Origin of the sequence: Pseudomonas sp. REST10, assembly GCF_029542605.1 — a bacterium.
In the GTDB taxonomy this organism is placed as follows: domain Bacteria; phylum Pseudomonadota; class Gammaproteobacteria; order Pseudomonadales; family Pseudomonadaceae; genus Aquipseudomonas; species Aquipseudomonas khazarica.
Genome location: NZ_CP035677.1, coordinates 4,444,839 through 4,461,207 on the forward strand (window position 1 = coordinate 4,444,839; position 16,369 = coordinate 4,461,207).

Annotated in this window: 13 protein-coding genes; 6 read left to right on the forward strand and 7 right to left on the reverse strand. The window is 67.4% G+C overall.

Features of this window, described 5'->3' with window-relative positions; translation table 11 throughout:
• The 5 genes from EWH21_RS20960 to EWH21_RS20980 form a co-directional block, all read right to left on the reverse strand.
• Nucleotides 1-2,286 (reverse strand): CHASE2 and HATPase_c domain-containing protein, encoded by a 2,286-nt coding sequence (locus EWH21_RS20960; protein WP_277699239.1) that lies wholly within the window; start codon nucleotides 2,284-2,286, stop codon nucleotides 1-3.
• Complete coding sequence (locus EWH21_RS20965) at nucleotides 2,276-3,205, reverse strand: FecR domain-containing protein (protein WP_277699240.1); 930 nt, start codon at nucleotides 3,203-3,205, stop codon at nucleotides 2,276-2,278. Before EWH21_RS20965 ends, EWH21_RS20960 begins: the two co-directional genes overlap by 11 nt.
• A gap of 18 nt (nucleotides 3,206-3,223) precedes the next feature.
• A complete protein-coding gene (locus tag EWH21_RS20970) occupies nucleotides 3,224-3,922 on the reverse strand; it encodes a GGDEF domain-containing protein (RefSeq protein ID WP_277699241.1) in 699 nt (232 codons plus the stop codon).
• A gap of 20 nt (nucleotides 3,923-3,942) precedes the next feature.
• Entirely contained in the window at nucleotides 3,943-4,617 is a 675-nt protein-coding gene (aqpZ, locus tag EWH21_RS20975) for an aquaporin Z (RefSeq protein WP_277699242.1), read from the reverse strand.
• 217 nt (nucleotides 4,618-4,834) lie between these two features.
• Nucleotides 4,835-5,020, reverse strand: a complete 186-nt coding sequence (locus tag EWH21_RS20980; RefSeq protein WP_150606650.1) for a hypothetical protein — start codon at nucleotides 5,018-5,020, stop codon at nucleotides 4,835-4,837.
• A 235-nt stretch (nucleotides 5,021-5,255) separates the two neighbouring features.
• Here EWH21_RS20980 and EWH21_RS20985 point away from each other — a divergent pair, with 235 nt between their 5' ends.
• Nucleotides 5,256-5,978, forward strand: coding sequence for a response regulator transcription factor (locus EWH21_RS20985; RefSeq protein WP_277699243.1), 723 nt, complete (start codon nucleotides 5,256-5,258; stop codon nucleotides 5,976-5,978).
• Here the strand turns inward: EWH21_RS20985 and EWH21_RS20990 are convergent.
• Both EWH21_RS20990 and EWH21_RS20995 read right to left on the reverse strand, forming a co-directional pair.
• Nucleotides 5,975-6,601 (reverse strand): response regulator transcription factor, encoded by a 627-nt coding sequence (locus EWH21_RS20990; protein WP_277699244.1) that lies wholly within the window; start codon nucleotides 6,599-6,601, stop codon nucleotides 5,975-5,977. The genes EWH21_RS20985 and EWH21_RS20990 overlap by 4 nt on opposite strands.
• 87 nt (nucleotides 6,602-6,688) lie before the next feature.
• Nucleotides 6,689-8,980 (reverse strand): PAS domain S-box protein, encoded by a 2,292-nt coding sequence (locus tag EWH21_RS20995; protein WP_037051521.1) that lies wholly within the window; start codon nucleotides 8,978-8,980, stop codon nucleotides 6,689-6,691.
• A gap of 141 nt (nucleotides 8,981-9,121) precedes the next feature.
• Between EWH21_RS20995 and EWH21_RS21000 the strand changes: the two genes are divergently transcribed.
• The 5 genes from EWH21_RS21000 to EWH21_RS21020 all read left to right on the forward strand — a co-directional run bounded on the left by EWH21_RS21000 (nucleotide 9,122) and on the right by EWH21_RS21020 (nucleotide 16,297).
• Nucleotides 9,122-10,741, forward strand: coding sequence for an acyl-CoA synthetase (locus EWH21_RS21000; protein ID WP_047591075.1), 1,620 nt, complete (start codon nucleotides 9,122-9,124; stop codon nucleotides 10,739-10,741).
• 102 nt (nucleotides 10,742-10,843) lie between these two features.
• Nucleotides 10,844-12,217: a solute carrier family 23 protein gene (locus EWH21_RS21005; protein WP_152489653.1), complete on the forward strand. Its 1,374-nt coding sequence runs from the start codon at nucleotides 10,844-10,846 to the stop codon at nucleotides 12,215-12,217.
• Between the two features lie 60 nt (nucleotides 12,218-12,277).
• Nucleotides 12,278-14,050, forward strand: coding sequence for an acyl-CoA dehydrogenase C-terminal domain-containing protein (locus tag EWH21_RS21010; RefSeq protein WP_277699245.1), 1,773 nt, complete (start codon nucleotides 12,278-12,280; stop codon nucleotides 14,048-14,050).
• Nucleotides 14,051-14,132: 82 nt separating this feature from the next.
• Nucleotides 14,133-15,311, forward strand: coding sequence for an acetyl-CoA C-acetyltransferase (locus EWH21_RS21015; protein ID WP_277699246.1), 1,179 nt, complete (start codon nucleotides 14,133-14,135; stop codon nucleotides 15,309-15,311).
• Nucleotides 15,312-15,427: 116 nt separating this feature from the next.
• A complete protein-coding gene (locus tag EWH21_RS21020) occupies nucleotides 15,428-16,297 on the forward strand; it encodes an MBL fold metallo-hydrolase (RefSeq protein WP_047591085.1) in 870 nt (289 codons plus the stop codon).
• The last annotated feature ends 72 nt before the right edge of the window (nucleotides 16,298-16,369 follow it).

Here is a 16,369-nt window from a genome sequence, read left to right on the forward strand (position 1 = left end):
TCAGCTCTCCAGACGCGGCAGGACGATACTGAAACGGCTGCCCGTACCGACCTCGCTCTCGCAGACCAGATGCCCGGCATGCCGCTCGACCACGGCCCGCACCATGGTCAGCCCCAGGCCCAGCCCCTCGCTCGCCTCGACATCGCCCAGCCGCCGGTATGGCAGGGACAGCAGGGACAGGTCCGCGGCCGCGATACCACGCCCCTGGTCGATGACGCTGCAGCAGATCCAGTCGCCTTCGAGCCGCAGCGCCAGTTCGACGCGCGTTCCGGACGGGCTGTACTTGATGGCATTTTCCAGCAGGTTGAACAGCGCGCGGCACAACAGCCCGTGGTCGGCGCTGACCAGCGTCTCGTCGTCGTCCAGCCGGTGCGCCAACTCGATGCCTTTGGCGCGTCCCAGCGGCCAGGCCTGCTCGAAGGCGTCCAGCGCGATCGTCCCGATCAGGGTCGGCTCGAAGCGATAGTCCTCGGACTCGGCACGCGTCAGCTGAACGAAATCCTCGGTCAGGCCCAGCGCCCGCCGGACCTGCCCCTCGATCTGTTGCAGCACGCTGTCGTCACCCGGCGCCACGCGTTTCTGCAGCTCGAGCAGGGCGAGAATCGCCGAGTGCGGCGCTCGCAGGTCATGCGACAGAAAGCGCAGCATGGTGCTGCGCTGTGCCTGCGCCTCGCGCTCGGCGCTCAGGTCGAGCAGGGCCACCAGCCAGCCCAGCGCCAGCGCTCCGCTGGCAGAGCGCATCGCTGCCACCTCCAGGCGCAGGTGCAGGCCGGACGGGCTGCAGAACTCCACGCCACCCATATCACGCAGGTCACCCGCCAAACCCGGCGGATAGCCAAGCTCGACCAGCAGCTCGTTCACCTGCCCGCCCAGACGGGCATCGCCGACGATGTGTCGGGCCCTTGCGCTGCTCAGCAGGATCAGCCCCTGCGGATCGCAGACCAGTGTCGCCACGGGCAGTTGCTCCAGCCCCTCGGTCATGAAGCGGCGGGTGTCGCGAACCCGCGCCAGCGCGCGCTCCAGCGCCATGATGCGTTGCTGCAGCACATCCCCCTCGGGGGCAGCCGCCACGTCCTGCTCGGGAAGCACGCGAGGCTCGGCGTCCAGGCGGGCCAGCTCCCAGCCGAAGTAGGCCAGGACCGCACTCTGCCGCCGCCAGTGCCATAGCAGGTAGGTCAGCAGCAGCCCCAGCAGACTCGCTGCGGGCGACCACCACCAGCCGCTGGACAACAGCCCCCAGGACAGCGCCAGGCTCGCGGCGGCCATCAGCAGTGTCAGCGCCAGGGCATGACGCAAGCGCGCCAGCAGGAAGGCGATCAGCAGCAACGCCACCGGCAGGCAGGCCATCAGCGCCGTGACCCAGGCGGCGGGCTCGACGATGCTGCGCCGTTGCAGCAAGCCGTTGAGAATGCTGGCCTGGATCGCCACCCCCGGCGTCACGCCCGCACTACCGGCCACGGGAGTGACGTAGCGGTCCCCCAGCCCCGGCGCACTGGCGCCGACCAGTACCACGCGACCGCGCAACAGGCTGTCCGGCACTTCCCCGCGCAGCACGCTCAGATAGGGCACGACGGGGAACTGCCGCGAGAACGGAATGCGGATCCTGTTCTGCCGCTGCCAGCCGGCCAGCAGTTCCCCGTCCGGGCGCCCCGGCAACTCGGCGGCGGCACCCGGCTGCAGATGGGCGAAGGCCTGCAGCGCGAGCAGGGGGCGCGTTCGCCCCGGCGGGCCCTCGTGCAGGTAGACGGAGCGCACCACGCCGTCGCCATCCGCCTCGACATTGATGTGACCGAGGCCGAGCGCACACTCGCGCAGCGATGAAAAGGGCAGGATCTCACCCGGGGCCTGGCCCTGCCGGGTCCTGCCGTCACGCAGCAGCGGCAGGAGCAGATTGCCTGAACGGCAGACGGCCCTGGCCAGCGGCTCATCCTCTTCAGGACGGGCCGATTCGGTGAAGATCACGTCGAACAACACCAGTTCGGCCCCCGCCTGGTGCAGACGCTCGATCAGGTCGGCATGCACGCCTCTGGGCCAGGGCCAGCGCCCGATGGCCGCCAGGCTGCGGTCATCGATCTCCACCAGCAACAAGCGCGAGTCCTGCGGCACCGCGGTCCAGCCGAGCAAGCGGTCGTAGATCAGGTTGTCGAGCGTGCTCAGTCGCCCCTGCGCGAGAAAGGCGACCAGCGGCAGCAGGATCAGCGCCAGCAACGCCCATTCACGGACGATGCGCCGGAACAGCCGCCCGGACATCGAGAAGGCGCCCGAGCGCCCCGGCTCATGGGGCATTGCGACGCCAGGCCGGCAGATAGAGGATCTGGTAGACCGAGGTCATGCCTTCCAGGCCATTGTCATCGAAGGCGGACAGGCGCACATGGTAGGTGTCGACCGGCAGCCCGCTGAAGTTGACGCTGGGCGTCTCGGAAAAACGCTCCTGGCGAATGCGCAGGAACTGTTCGTCGCTGGCCAGCTGCACGCGATAGCGGGTGGCACCGGGCAGCGGCTGCAGCAGCAGTGTCCAGTTGCCCGAACTCATGTCGCGACCGCCCTGCCCCAGCAGACGCGGCGCCGGTAGCAGCTCGACCGGACGCAGCTCGCCCTGTGGCAGCAGGTTCAGCCCCTGACGGGCACCGACCAGCACCGCAGACTGCTCGTCATCGACGCGACGCGCCGCGACACCCCCTTCGAGCACCTCGGACAGGCTGCGCGTTTCCCCCTCCGCAATGCGCACGCGGAAGTGGGTACCACGCACCCCCAGCACCCCGACCGGGGTCAGCACCTGATAGTGTTCGTCGTCCTCCGCCTGCTTGCGCACGTAGGATTCGACCTGGCCCTGGCGCAGCATGATCTGCAGGCGTTCGTGCTCCTCTTCCCAGTGCAGTTCGACCTGGGAGCTGGACGGCAAGACGATGCGCGAACCGTCGCCACTGACCAGGCTGACGAACGTGGAGTCCTCGGTGCGAATACCTTCCTTGTCATCGACCAGCATGCCTTCGCGCAATGCCGTTTCCGCGCCGCGCGCGTCGACTATCCACGCCCGCCCTTCCAGGTACTGGACATAGACGGGCAACTGCGGAGCCAGCGGGCCGACCAGTTCGCCGTCCTCGACAGGCTCGGCCAATGCGTCCACGCTGGCGCACGCCCCCACGACCAGCAATGCCCTGCAGAACCACGCGCCAGCGCTCAAGGCACCACGCAACCCCAGCATCCCCATTTCCCTTGTCACTCAGTCCAACTCCAGGCGATTGCGGCCATTTCTCTTGGCTCTGTACAGGGCCTGATCGGCCCGGCGCAGGGTCTCCACGCCCGACTCGCCAGCCGAGAACGACGCCAGACCAGCCGAACAGGTGATACGCAGGCGCCGGCCACGCACATGAAAGGGCGCCGACTCGATGCTCTTGCACAGTTCCGAGAGCACCGCGTAGCCGGCTTCCCGGCCGGTATTGGGCAACAGGATAGCGAACTCCTCGCCACCATATCGCGCCAGAAAGTCGCTGTCGCGCAAACGCGACGCCAGCAACCGGGCGATCAGGCGCAATGCCTTGTCGCCCGCCGGATGACCGAAGTCATCGTTGATGCGTTTGAAGTGATCCACATCCAGGAATGCCAGTTGCAGGTCGCCGCCGTGGCGCCGGTGACAGGCCAGCGCTTCGTTCAGGCGCAGTTCCCAGGCCCGGCGATTCGGCAGCTTCGTCAGCACATCGGTCAGCGCCTGGCGCTGTTGCTGGTGAGCCAGCCCGTTGAGGCGCTGCAGGCGCTTGCGGTATCCATCGAGTTCGACCTGCAGGCTGACGATGCGCGCCTGCATGATCTGCTCGGTGTGCTGCTGGGCATGCAGCGCCTCCAGCAACTGGCGCAACCGGGCATGCGTCAGCCCATGCGGAGGTGATACGTCCGCACCATGGATCGATGTGATAGTTGCCATCGCCCACCTCCGTTGCGAATTCATTCACGCCCGATCAGGCGGTGACATCCGGCACCCAGGACCGCACCCAGCAACGGCGCGAGCCAGAACAGCCAGAGTTGCTCGATGGCCCAGCCACCGACATAGAAGGCCACGGCGGTACTGCGCGCCGGGTTCACCGAGGTGTTAGTCACCGGAATGCTGATCAGGTGAATCAGCGTCAGCGCGAGGCCGATGGCCAGCGGCGCAAAGCCGGTGGGCGCTCGCCCGGAGGTGACGCCCAGGATGATCAGCAGGAACATCGCGGTCATCAGCACTTCGCAGATCAGCGCCGCCAGCAGCGGGTAGTCGCCGGGAGAGTGCTCGCCATAGCCATTGGCGGCGAAGCCGGAGCCGACCAGGTCGAAGTCCGAGCTGGCGGCGGCGATCAGGTACAGCGCGCCCCCGGCCAACAGGCCGCCAGCCACCTGCGCCAGCATGTAGGGCAGCACGTCTTTCGACGGAAAACGCCCGGCGGCCCACACACCCAGCGTCACCGCCGGATTGAAGTGCGCACCGGAGACATGCCCCACCGCATAGGCCATGGTCAGCACGCTCAGGCCGAACGCCAGGGAGATACCCAGCAGGCCCACACCGAACCCCGACAGGATGGCCGTACCGCAGCCCCCCATCACCAGCCAGAACGTACCAAGCAGTTCGGCAGCGTATTTATTCATCATCATCACTCCAGCACACACGACATGAACGAGGGGCAGCGCCTCCCTGCGCCCCTCTGGCCAGCCGACGGCAGCCTCCATGGCACGCCGTCCACCGCCAGGAACCCCGACGGCCAGTCCCTGAGCCACGAGGCAAGGTCCATCCCGGACCGGTTCGATGCGGGCTCCCTGCCCGGACACCCGATCCGGGTGCCCAAACCGTCCCTGGACAGGGTCTTCAGAAGACCCAGCGCGGCCTCACCACCTCCAGCGGGTAGTCGTCGCCGATCAGCAGCAGATGTTCCGGCACCGCAGGACGGGACCAGACCCTCTGCTCGAGATGGCCTACCGGCTGGCGTGGCAACGCCGCTTCTGCCTCGACGAACACCCGGGTACGCGTGGGCGTGACCGACAACAGAGCCAAGCACCCCAATGCCAACACGACTCCTGTACGCATCAACGCCCCTTTGCCTCCAGACATCCGCCCTCTCCCTGGCGGCCTGATACAGGCCCCGCAGACAACACCGGGGCCCCTCCCTTTGACGCGGACTCTAGCAAGCACCCCGCGGGATTTGAGGGATCCGTCACATTTCTTCAGAATCAGCGAGAATTCATCGCCAGCCAGGCGATCAGAGCAGCGAAGTAACGGAGGACAGGCCATGCGCGTGGCGATACTGGACGATGAGACGGCTGAACTGCAGCGCCTCGAGCAGACCCTGCAGAGCATGGACGAGTCGCAGCGCGCGCCCTGGCTCACGCACTGTTTCTGTCGCGGTGAAGAGATGCTCCGGCGGCTCAAGCGCGAGCGCTACGACCTGCTCATCCTCGACTGGCAGGTGCCGGACATCAGTGGCCTGCAGATTCTCAAGTGGAGCCGTGAGCACCTGGAAGACTCGCCACCGGTGATCATGATCACCAGCCGCGACAGCGAGCAGGATGTGGTACGAGCCCTCAACGCCGGTGCCGACGACTACATCTGCAAGCCCTTTCGCCCGCACGAGCTGCGGGCGCGCATCCTCGCGGTGATGCGCCGTCGGGGCGGAGTCCGCCCGGCAGAGGCCGAACGCAACCAGTTCGGCGACCTGCTGTTCGACGACGCCGAGCTCTGCGTCAGCCGCGCCGGCCAGCCGGTGACGCTGACCGAGCGGGAGTACCGCATCGCGCGTTATCTGTTCAACAACCTCGGCCGCCCGCTATCACGCGAGTACTTCTACGAGCGCTTCTGGCCCCATGAAGAAGTGCATTCCTCGCGCCCGCTGGATACCCATATCTACCGTTTGCGCAACAAGCTGGGCCTGTCGCCCGAACATGGCTGGCAGTTGCTCACCATCTACGGCTATGGCTATCGGCTGGAGCGCGTCGGCGACGAGCAGGCCCACTAGCCCCGCAGCGCCAGCGCATCCACCAGCCCCGCAGCGATGACCATGCCCACCAGCTCCGGCAGGGTCTCGGCCTGCATGCGCTTCATCACCCGCGAGCGGTACAGGTCGACGGTCTTCACGCTGATATGCAGTTGCTCGGCCACCTCACGGTTGGTGTAGCCGCGCACCAGCGGCAGCAGCACGTCACGCTCGCGCGGGGTGAGCTGCTCCAGACGCGCCTGCACCTCGGCCAGACGTGAATCGCGGCGCGGTACCGGCGCACGACGCTCCAGCGCCTGCTGCACACTGTCGAGCAGCAGCTGCTCGTTGTAGGGCTTCTCGATGAAATCCACCGCGCCGGCCTTGAACGCACGCACCACGATGGGAACATCGGCATGGCCGCTGACAAAGATCACCGGCAGCTCGATGCCGCGCGCACGCATCTCGTCCTGCACGTTCAGCCCGCCCATCCCCGGCATGCGCACATCCAGCAGCACGCAGGCATTGGCGTTCGCCTCGCAGGCTTCGAGAAAGGCGCGGCCACTGGTGAAGGGCACGCCTTTCAGGCCCACCGACTCCAGCAGCCAGAGCGTCGAGTCGAGCATGCCCTGGTCGTCATCGACCACATAAACCAGTTGTTGCATCCGCGTGCAGCTCCTCTTGTTGTTATGCATTTCATCGCTCGCGGCTAGAAGCCCCTCCCACAGCGTGCAGGCTTCGTGGGAGGGGCCCTAGCCGCGACTGTTCGACAACGACTCGTCGTCCCTGCCCAACGGCAAGCGGCACTCCAGGCACAGGCCGCCCTCCAGCGGGAACGCCTCCAGCGCCCCGCCGAAGCCCTCGACGATGCTGCGACTCATGGACAGGCCGAGACCCAGGCCCTCCGCCTTGCTGGTGTAGAACGGCGTGAACAGCTTGACCAGTTGCTCGTCACTGACTCCCGGCCCCTGGTCGAGCACACGGATCGCCAGGCTGCCGTCCTGCTCGCAGGCCTCCAGACGAATCTGCGAAGCCGCGCCGGCATGCACTTCACGATTGGCCTCGATGGCATTGCGCAGCAGGTTGAGCAGCACCTGTTCGAGCAGCACCCGGTCGGCGAACACCGGCGGCAGATTGTCCGGCAAGGCGTCGCACACCGCCACCTGCGCGGCACCGGCTTCCCAGTGACAGAGGCGCACCGCCTCGCGCGCCACCTCGGCCAGATCGAGCGCCTGCATGCGCCGCTGGCCCTTGCGCAGGAAGGCACGCAGGCGCTTGATCACCTCCGAGGCATGGTTGGCGTGCTCGGTGATGCGCGCCAGGCCCTGGGCCACCTTGTCCGTCGCCGCCGGGTCGCCGCCGACGCCCTGCAGGTAGCGCTGGCTGGCGCCGGCGTAGTTGACCACCGCCGCCAGCGGCTGGTTGATCTCATGGGCGATGCCCGAGGCCAGCTCGCCCAGGGTGACCAGCCGCGCGGTGTGCGCCAGCTCGTCCTGGTGGCGACGCTGTTGCGCCTCGCGCAGTTCGCGCTCGGTCATGTCCCGCGCCACCAGCGAGTAGTAGCGCTCGTCACCGGCGCCACGATGCGCCAGCAACACCAGCGACACCGGCAGCGAGCCCCCCGCCAGCGGCAGCAGGCGCGCCTCGCAGCTCCACACACCGCCGGCATCGGCGCGGGCCCAGCCCTCGCGTTCGAGCAGCGCCAGATCGGCCTCGGCCAGCAGTTGCGGCAAGGTCGGTAGCGGCTGTTCGGCGGCGATGCCCAGCGCCCGGCGTGCCGAGGGGTTGAGGTGAGTCAGGCGCCCGCCCGGTTCGATGAACAGCACCAGGTCGGTATTGGCCTCGACGACCTCCGCCAGACGCCGCTTGTTCTCTTCGGCCTGGATGCGTGCGGTGATGTCGCGCGAGACACTGACCACCTCCACCACCGCGCCGGTATAGGTCTCGCGAATGGCACGGCTGGCGGTCTCGAACCACAGGTAATGGCCGTCCCGATGGCGAATCCGATAGGTCATGGTGTGATAGCCATCCTGCTCCAGCGCCTCATAGGCCTGGCGTGCCTGCTGGGTCTGGTCCAGCGGATGCAGCAGGCTGTCCACGCTGCGCCCGCGCAGCTCCTCCGGCCAGTAGCCGAGCAGGGTCCAGCTGGCGGGCGAGGCATCGAGGAACACGCCTTCGGGCGTGTGGCGGGAAATCAGGTCCGTGGTGTTCTCGGTGATCAGCCGATACAGGCGACGCGCACGCGCGGCTTCCCGCTGATCACGCACCTCCTGGGTCGCCTCGCGGCAGCGCGCCAGCACCTGCCGCTCCGCCAGGTCGGGGATGAAACTCCAGATCAGGATGCGCTCGCCATCCTGCGCTTCGACCGCCTCGATGGCCCTGCGCTGCTCCAGGCAGGCACGCACCAGTGGCAGGTGGTTGACCGGCAGCAAGGCCTCGACCTGCGCCAGCGAGCGCTCGCCAAGCAGCGCCTGCAAGGCCTGGTTGAACTCCAGCGGCCGCGCTCGTTCGTCGAGCAGCAGCGCCGGCTGCGGATCGGCCGAGAGCAACGGCGCACTGCGACTCATGCCGCCAGCCAGGCCAACCAGCTGCACCAGCAACTGACGCAGCCAGGGCAACCACTCCAGCCCGGCGCCTTCCTCCACCTGCAGCAGCAACAGCCCCGCGCCACCGTCCTCCAGGCTCAGCGCCAGCGCCTGGCCATGGTGGATGGCGGCGCGGCGCAAGCGCCCGGCCAGCCAGCACGGCAACTGGCGCAATGCGTCCAGGCTCATGCTCGGCTGCGCCAGCAGCGCCTCGAACAGCACCTGGTCGCCAGCAGCCAGGGGGTCGCCCTGCCCCGGCGGCAGGCGCGGGCCGCCGCCCTCCTGCGCATAGGTCCCGCTGGCCGGCTGCCAGGCCAGGTACCAGGCCTGGCGCACCTGCGGGCAACCCAGCACGGCGCGGCGCAGAGCCGCCGCCCGTTCGTTGAGGGACGGCGCCTCGCGCTGAATGCGTAGCCAGGCCTGCAGCGGCACGGCCGCCTGATCGCTCGAAAGACTCATATAGTAATTATTCTATAAAACCTTGGTACAACTTCCATATAAATTAGAAATGCCCTATAAATTACCGCCAGAAAGATTCGGTAATGCCTGCATCATTACCGGAATAACCAGAGCTAACAATCAGCCAAAGGTGTATCCGCCATGTCGATCTACGAGCAGGGCCTCGGCCGCGCCGCCGTCAACCATGTCGCCCTCAGCCCCCTGAGCTTCATCGAACGTACGGCGGCGGTATACCCGCACTACCCGGCCGTGGTGCATGGCTCGATTCGACGTGACTGGGCCGAGACCTACGCGCGCTGCCGGCGCCTGGCCTCGGCACTGGCCGGACGCGGAATCGGCAAGGGCGACACGGTGGCGGTGATGCTGCCGAACATCCCGGCGATGCTCGAGGCGCACTTCGGCGTGCCGATGATCGGCGCGGTGCTCAACACCCTCAACGTGCGCCTGGATGCCGAAGCCATCTCCTTCATGCTGCAGCATGGCGAAGCCAAGGTGGTGATCGCCGACCGCGAGTTCTTCGATGTGATCCACGCGGCCATCGGCATGCTCGACCATCCGCCGCTGGTGATCGACGTCGACGACCCCGAGTACGGCGAAGGCCAGGCGGTCAGCGACCTGGACTACGAAGCCTTCCTCGCCGAGGGCGACCCGGAATTCGCCTGGCAGTGGCCGACGGACGAGTGGCAGGCCATCAGCCTCAACTACACCTCCGGCACCACCGGCAACCCCAAGGGCGTGGTCTATCACCACCGCGGCGCGTTCCTCAACGCCATGGGCAACCAGATGACCTGGAACATGGGCAACCACCCGGTCTACCTGTGGACCCTGCCGATGTTCCACTGCAACGGCTGGTGCTACCCCTGGACCATCACCGCGCTGGCGGGCGTGCATGTGTTCCTGCGCCGCGTCGACCCAGCGAAGATCCTCACCCTGATCCGCGACGAGCAGGTCAGCCACCTGTGCGGCGCGCCCATCGTGCTCAACGCGCTGGTGAACATGCCGGCGGAGGCCAAGGCGGCCATCGATCATCCGGTCAAGGCCATGGTCGCCGGCGCCGCGCCACCGGCCAAGGTGATCGGCGCGGTGGAAGAGATGGGCATCTCCGTGACCCACGTCTATGGCCTGACCGAGGTCTACGGCCCGGTGACCCTGTGCGCCTGGCACGCCGAGTGGGACGACCTGCCGCTGGAGGAACGCGCCACCATCAAGGCGCGTCAGGGCGTGCGCTACCCGACCCTGGAGGGCGTCATGGTCGCCGACCCGAAAACCCTCGAGCCGGTCCCGCGTGACGGCCAGACCATCGGCGAGATCTTCATGCGCGGCAACACCGTGATGAAGGGCTACCTGAAGAACCCCAGCGCCACCTCCGAAGCCTTCGAGGGCGGCTGGTTCCATACCGGCGACCTGGGCGTGTGCCACGCCGATGGCTACGTGGAAATCCGCGACCGCCTCAAGGACATCATCATCTCCGGCGGCGAGAACATCTCCACCATCGAGGTCGAGGGCGTGCTCTATCGCCACCCTGCCGTGCTGGAGGCCGCCGTGGTCGCCCGCCCGGACGAGAAATGGGGCGAGACACCCTGTGCCTTCATCACCCTCAAGACCGGCCAGCAGGCCAGTGACAGCGACATCATGGCCTTCTGCCGCGAGCACCTGGCCGGCTTCAAGGTGCCGAAGACCGTGGTCTTCACGGCGCTGCCGAAGACCAGCACCGGGAAGATCCAGAAGTTCGTCCTGCGCGACATGGCCAAGGCGCTCTGACCCTTTGTGGTAGGGGCTTCAGCCGCGAGCGTCGCCCACAGACCGCAGCCTACCGTTTTCACAACAACAAGAACCGGCCCTGGCGGCCGACGGAGAACCCTCATGCAAATCTTCAAGCGCCGTGACGGCGACGAGCAACCGCACTGGCCTGTCGGCCCGTTCAAGGTGCGCCTGCCTTTCGTCCACTACCGCTGGGAAACCGCCGAAATGCTGCAGGCGCTGATCATGTTCGTGGTCAGCCTGGCGATGATTCCGCTGCTGGAAAAGTACCTCGGCCTGCCCTACGACGTGGCGCTGGCCTACGTGGTGGTATGCGGCATCGGCTTCATGCTGCCGGCACTGCTCGGCGTGCCCTTCGTGCCCGGCTGGATCACCCCCGGCATCCCCGTGGTGCTGCTGTTTCTCGGCAACTACGAACCGGGCCCGGAGGCCATCCGGGCGCTGTTCGCCCTGCAGTTTCTGGTGTTCGTGATCTTCCTCTTCCTCGGCGTCACGCGCCTGGGCAGCACGCTGGTGCGGCTGATCCCCAACTCGATGAAAGGCGGCATCATCATCGGCGCCGGCATCGCCGCCCTGATGGGCGAGATCAGTGCCGGCGGACGCCTGGCCAATACGCCGATCTCGCTGGTACTCGGCAGCCTGATCTGCCTGTACCTGATGTTCTCGGTGTCGTTCAAGGGCCTGACCGAGCGCCTGCCGCTGGCGCGCAAGGTGGTCAACTACGGCATGGTGCCCGGGATGCTGATCGCCATCTTCATCGGCATCGCCGTGGGCGAGTACAAGATGCCGGACGTCAGGTGGGGCATTACCGCGCCGGCCTTCGGCGAGATGTGGAACTACCTGCCGTTCAGCGTCGGCTTCCCCGGCCTGGACGTGTTCATGCTGGCCGTTCCCACCGCAGTGATCGCCTACGTGATCGCCTTCGGCGACATCATCGTCGGCCAGTCGCTGATGCAGCGCGCCGATGAACTGCGCACCGATGAAGTGATCGAAAACAACGTCGACCGCGTGCACCTGGTCACCGCCATCCGCAACGCCCTGCACGCCTTCCTCGCGCCCTACCCTGGCCTCGCCGGGCCGTTGTGGACGGCCGTGGCGGCGACCATGGCCGAGCGCTACAAGTACGGACGCAAGGCGATGGACTCGATCTACAGCGGCGCCGGCACCTTCTGGATCACCGGCTTCGCCGCGCTGTTCATGCTGCCGCTGGTCAGCTTCTTCCAGCCGGTGCTGCCGATCGCCCTGTCGCTGACGCTGATCCTCACCGGCTACATCTGCCTGATGGTCGGTTTCGAGCAGTTGAACAACAACACCGAACGCGGTATCGCCGGCACCATGGGTGTGGTGCTCGCCGTCTACGGCGCGGGCTGGGGCCTGGCCGCAGGCGCTGCGCTGTACATTCTGGTCGAGCGCACCCATCTGCTTAAATTCACCAGCGTCAAGGATAAGCCGAGCGAGACCGCTGAAGCCGACTGACGCTTTTTCGTTCCACACGCGCCGCGCTCGTCGCGGCGCCCCTGCTGTCGAGGTTGCACCATGCCCGAATTCAACGCCCCGCTGCGCGACATGCGCTTCGTCCTTCATGACGTGTTCCAGGCACCGAGCCTGTGGGCGCGCCTGCCGGCCCTGGCGGAAACCGTCGACGCCAACACCGCCGACGCCATCCTCGAAGAGGCGGCCAAGGTCACCGGCACCCTGATCGCCCCGCTCAACCGCAGCGGCGACGAGGAAGGAGCGCAGTGGCACGCAGGCGAGGTACGCACCCCGGCAGGCTTTCGCGAAGCCTATGCCACCTACACCGAGGGCGGCTGGGTCGGCCTCTCCGGCAACCCCGAGTACGGCGGCATGGGCATGCCCAAGATGCTCGCCGTGGCCTTCGAGGAAATGCTCTACGCCGCCGGCTCCAGCTTCGCCCTGTACTCGGCGCTGAGCTCCGGCGCCTGCCTGGCCATCGACGCCCACGCCAGCGAGGAACTGAAGAGCACCTACCTGCCGCCGATGTACGAAGGCCGCTGGGCCGGGTCCATGTGCCTGACCGAGGCCCATGCCGGTACCGATCTGGGCATCATCCGCACCCGCGCCGAACCCCAGGCCGATGGCAGCTACAAGGTTACCGGCAGCAAGATCTTCATCACCGGCGGCGAGCAGGACCTGACCGAGAACATCATCCATCTGGTGCTGGCCAAGCTGCCGGACGCGCCCGCGGGCCCGAAAGGCATCTCGCTGCTGCTGGTGCCCAAGGTGCTGGTCAACGCCGACGGCAGCCTGGGCGCGCGCAATGCGGTGAGCTGCGGCTCCATCGAGCACAAGATGGGCATCAAGGCCTCGGCCACCTGCGTGATGAACTTCGACGGCGCCACCGGCTACCTGATCGGCGAGGTCAACAAGGGCCTGGCGGCGATGTTCACCATGATGAACTACGAACGCCTGTCCATCGGTATCCAGGGCATCGGCTGCGCCGAGGCCTCCTACCAGTCGGCGGTGGACTATGCCCGCGAGCGCATCCAGAGCCGTGCCGCCACCGGCCCGGTCAATCAGGACAAGGTCGCCGACCCGATCATCGTGCATGCCGACGTGCGCCGCATGCTGCTGACCATGAAGGCGCTCAACGAAGGCGGCCGCGCCTTTGCCTGTTACGTCGGCCAGCAGCTGGACCTGGCCAAGTACGCCGAGGATGCCGGCGAGCGGCAGAACGCCGAAGCCCTGGTCGCGCTGCTCACACCGGTGGCCAAGGCCTTCTTCACCGACACCGGCCTGGAAAGCTGCGTGCATGGCCAGCAGGTGTTCGGCGGCCACGGTTACATCCGCGAGTGGGGCCAGGAACAGCTGGTGCGCGACGTGCGCATCGCGCAGATCTACGAAGGCACCAACGGCATCCAGGCCCTCGACCTGCTCGGGCGCAAGGTGGTGGCCAACGGTGGCGCCGCACTGCGCCTGTTCGCCAGTGAAGTGCGTGCTTTCGCCCACGCCAACGCGTCGCCCCATGGCGAGCGCCTGGTCGAAGCACTGGAGCGCCTGGAGGCGGTCAGTGGCTGGGTGCTGGAGCAGGCCAAGGCCGACCCCAACTCGGTGGGCGCCGCCTCGGTGGAGTATCTGCACCTGTTCGGCTACGTCGCCTACGCCTACATGTGGGCGCGCATGGCCGCCGTGGCGCAGCGCAAACAGGCCGAGGACGAAGCCTTCTGCAGCGCCAAGCTGGCCACTGCCGAATTCTTCTTCAGCCGCCTGCTGCCGCGCACCCTGAGTCTGGAAGCGAGCATTCGCGCCGGCAGCCAGCCGCTGTACGGCCTGGCCGCCGAGCAATTCTGAAGGTTGAGCGTGTTGCGCGGCCTTGCGCCGCGCTTTTTTATTCAGCAGCGGAGGCAGCACAGGCCTCCGCCGAGGACTCCTTATGCGTGAAGTCGTGATAGTCGCTGCCTGCCGTACCGCCATCGGCAGTTTCCAGGGGGCGCTGAGCCGCATCCCGGCCCCGGAGCTGGGTGCGATGGTGATCCGCGAGCTGCTGGCCCGCAGCGGCGTGGACGAGGCCCAGGTGGACGAGGTCATCCTGGGCCAGGTGCTCACTGCCGGCAGCGGGCAGAACCCCGCGCGGCAGAGCGCCCTGCTCGCCGGTCTGCCACACACGGTGCCGGCCATGACCCTGAACAAGGTCTGTGGCTCCGGCCTCAAGGCGGTGATCCTCGGTGCCCAGGCCATTCGCGGTGGCGACGCCGAGATCATCGTCGCTGGCGGCCAGGAGAACATGAGCCTGGCCCCCTACGTCATGCCCGGCGCCCGCACGGGCCTGCGCATGGGGCATGCGCAACTGCTCGACACGATGATCCAGGATGGCCTGTGGGACGCGTTCAACGACTATCACATGGGCATCACCGCCGAGAACCTGGCCGAACAGTACGGCATCAGCCGCGCCGAACAGGACGCCTTCGCCCTGCGCTCGCAGCAACGCGCACAGGCGGCCATCCAGGCCGGGCGCTTCAGCGCCGAGATCGTCCCGGTCGCCGTACCCCGCCGTGGTGCCGAAGCGCTGATCGTCGAGCGTGACGAGCAGCCACGCGCCGACGCCAGCCTGGAGGGCCTGGGCAAGTTGCGGGCGGCCTTCAAGAGCGACGGCACGGTGACCGCCGGCAATGCCTCGACCCTCAACGACGGCGCCGCCGCGGTACTGCTGATGAGTGCCGAGAAAGCCGCCGAACTGAGCCTGCCGGTGCTGGCGCGCATCGCCGCCCACGCCAGCGCCGGGGTCGACCCGGCCGTGATGGGCATCGGCCCGGTGTTCGCCAGCTGCAAGGCGCTGGAGCGCGCCGGCTGGAGCCTGGAACAGCTCGACCTGATCGAGGCCAACGAAGCCTTCGCCGCCCAGGCCATCGCCGTGGGCCGCGAGCTGCACTGGGACAGCGCCAAGGTCAACGTCAACGGCGGCGCCATCGCCCTCGGCCACCCCATCGGCGCCTCGGGTTGCCGTATCCTGGTCAGCCTGGTCCACGAGATGCAGCGCCGCGAGGCACGTCGTGGCCTGGCCACCCTGTGCATCGGCGGCGGCCAGGGCGTGGCCCTGGCTCTCGAACGCTAGAACAAAGGAGCCGGTGGCGGTAAAAAGCGCCATCCACCCTGCGCCTGCATCGCTCGCAGGGTGGCTCAGGCAGCACCGCCCCACCCTGCAATCCCGGACAAGAACAAGAGAATCCCATGCGAACCCTGACGACCCTGACCGGCAACAGCCAGAAACTCGACGGTGGAGCCATGTTCGGCAACGCCCCCAAGGCCCTCTGGCAACGCTGGATGCCCGCCGACGAACTGAATCGCATCGACCTCGGCTGCCGCGCCCTGCTGGTGCAGGAAGAGGAGCGCAACATCCTGGTGGAAACCGGCATCGGCGCCTTCTTCAGCCCGGAGCTGAAACAGCGCTTCGGCGTGCAGGAAGATCGCCACGTGCTGCTCGACAGCCTGGCCGCGCTGGGCCTGAGCGACGCCGACATCGACATCGTGGTGCTCACCCACCTGCACTTCGACCACGCCGGCGGCCTGCTCGCCGCCTGGCAGGACGACCAGCCGCCGCGCCTGCTGTTCCCTCACGCGCAGTTCGTCACCGGCCGCCAGCAATGGCAGCGTGCGCGCCAGCCCCATGCGCGTGATCGTGCGTCGTACATCCCGGAGCTGCTGGACCTGCTCGAAGCCAGTGGCCGCCTGCAACTGATCGACGCAGGCGCGAGCCACTGCGACCTGCTCGGCGCCGACTGGCGCCTGCACTGGAGCGATGGCCACACCCCGGGCCAGCTGCTGCCGGAGGTGGCCATGCCGAGTGGGCCGGTGGTGTTCCCCGGCGACCTGATTCCCGGCGCGCCCTGGGTACACCTGCCGATCACCATGGGCTACGACCGCTTTCCCGAAGGCCTGATCGAAGAGAAGGAAGCCCTGCTCGCCGACCTGTTCGGCCGTGGCGGCCGGCTGGTATTCACCCATGACCCGGACACCGCCATGGGCCGGGTAAGCCGCGATGAAAAAGGCCGTTATGGTCTCGATGAGGCGGTAAAAACGGTGCATCTGCTGGCAAACTGACGCCACCGGGCCTTGACGTAGCGGTCATGCAGCGCGAGCATGGCCGCTTGTTTTTCAGCCGTGGTCGCAACC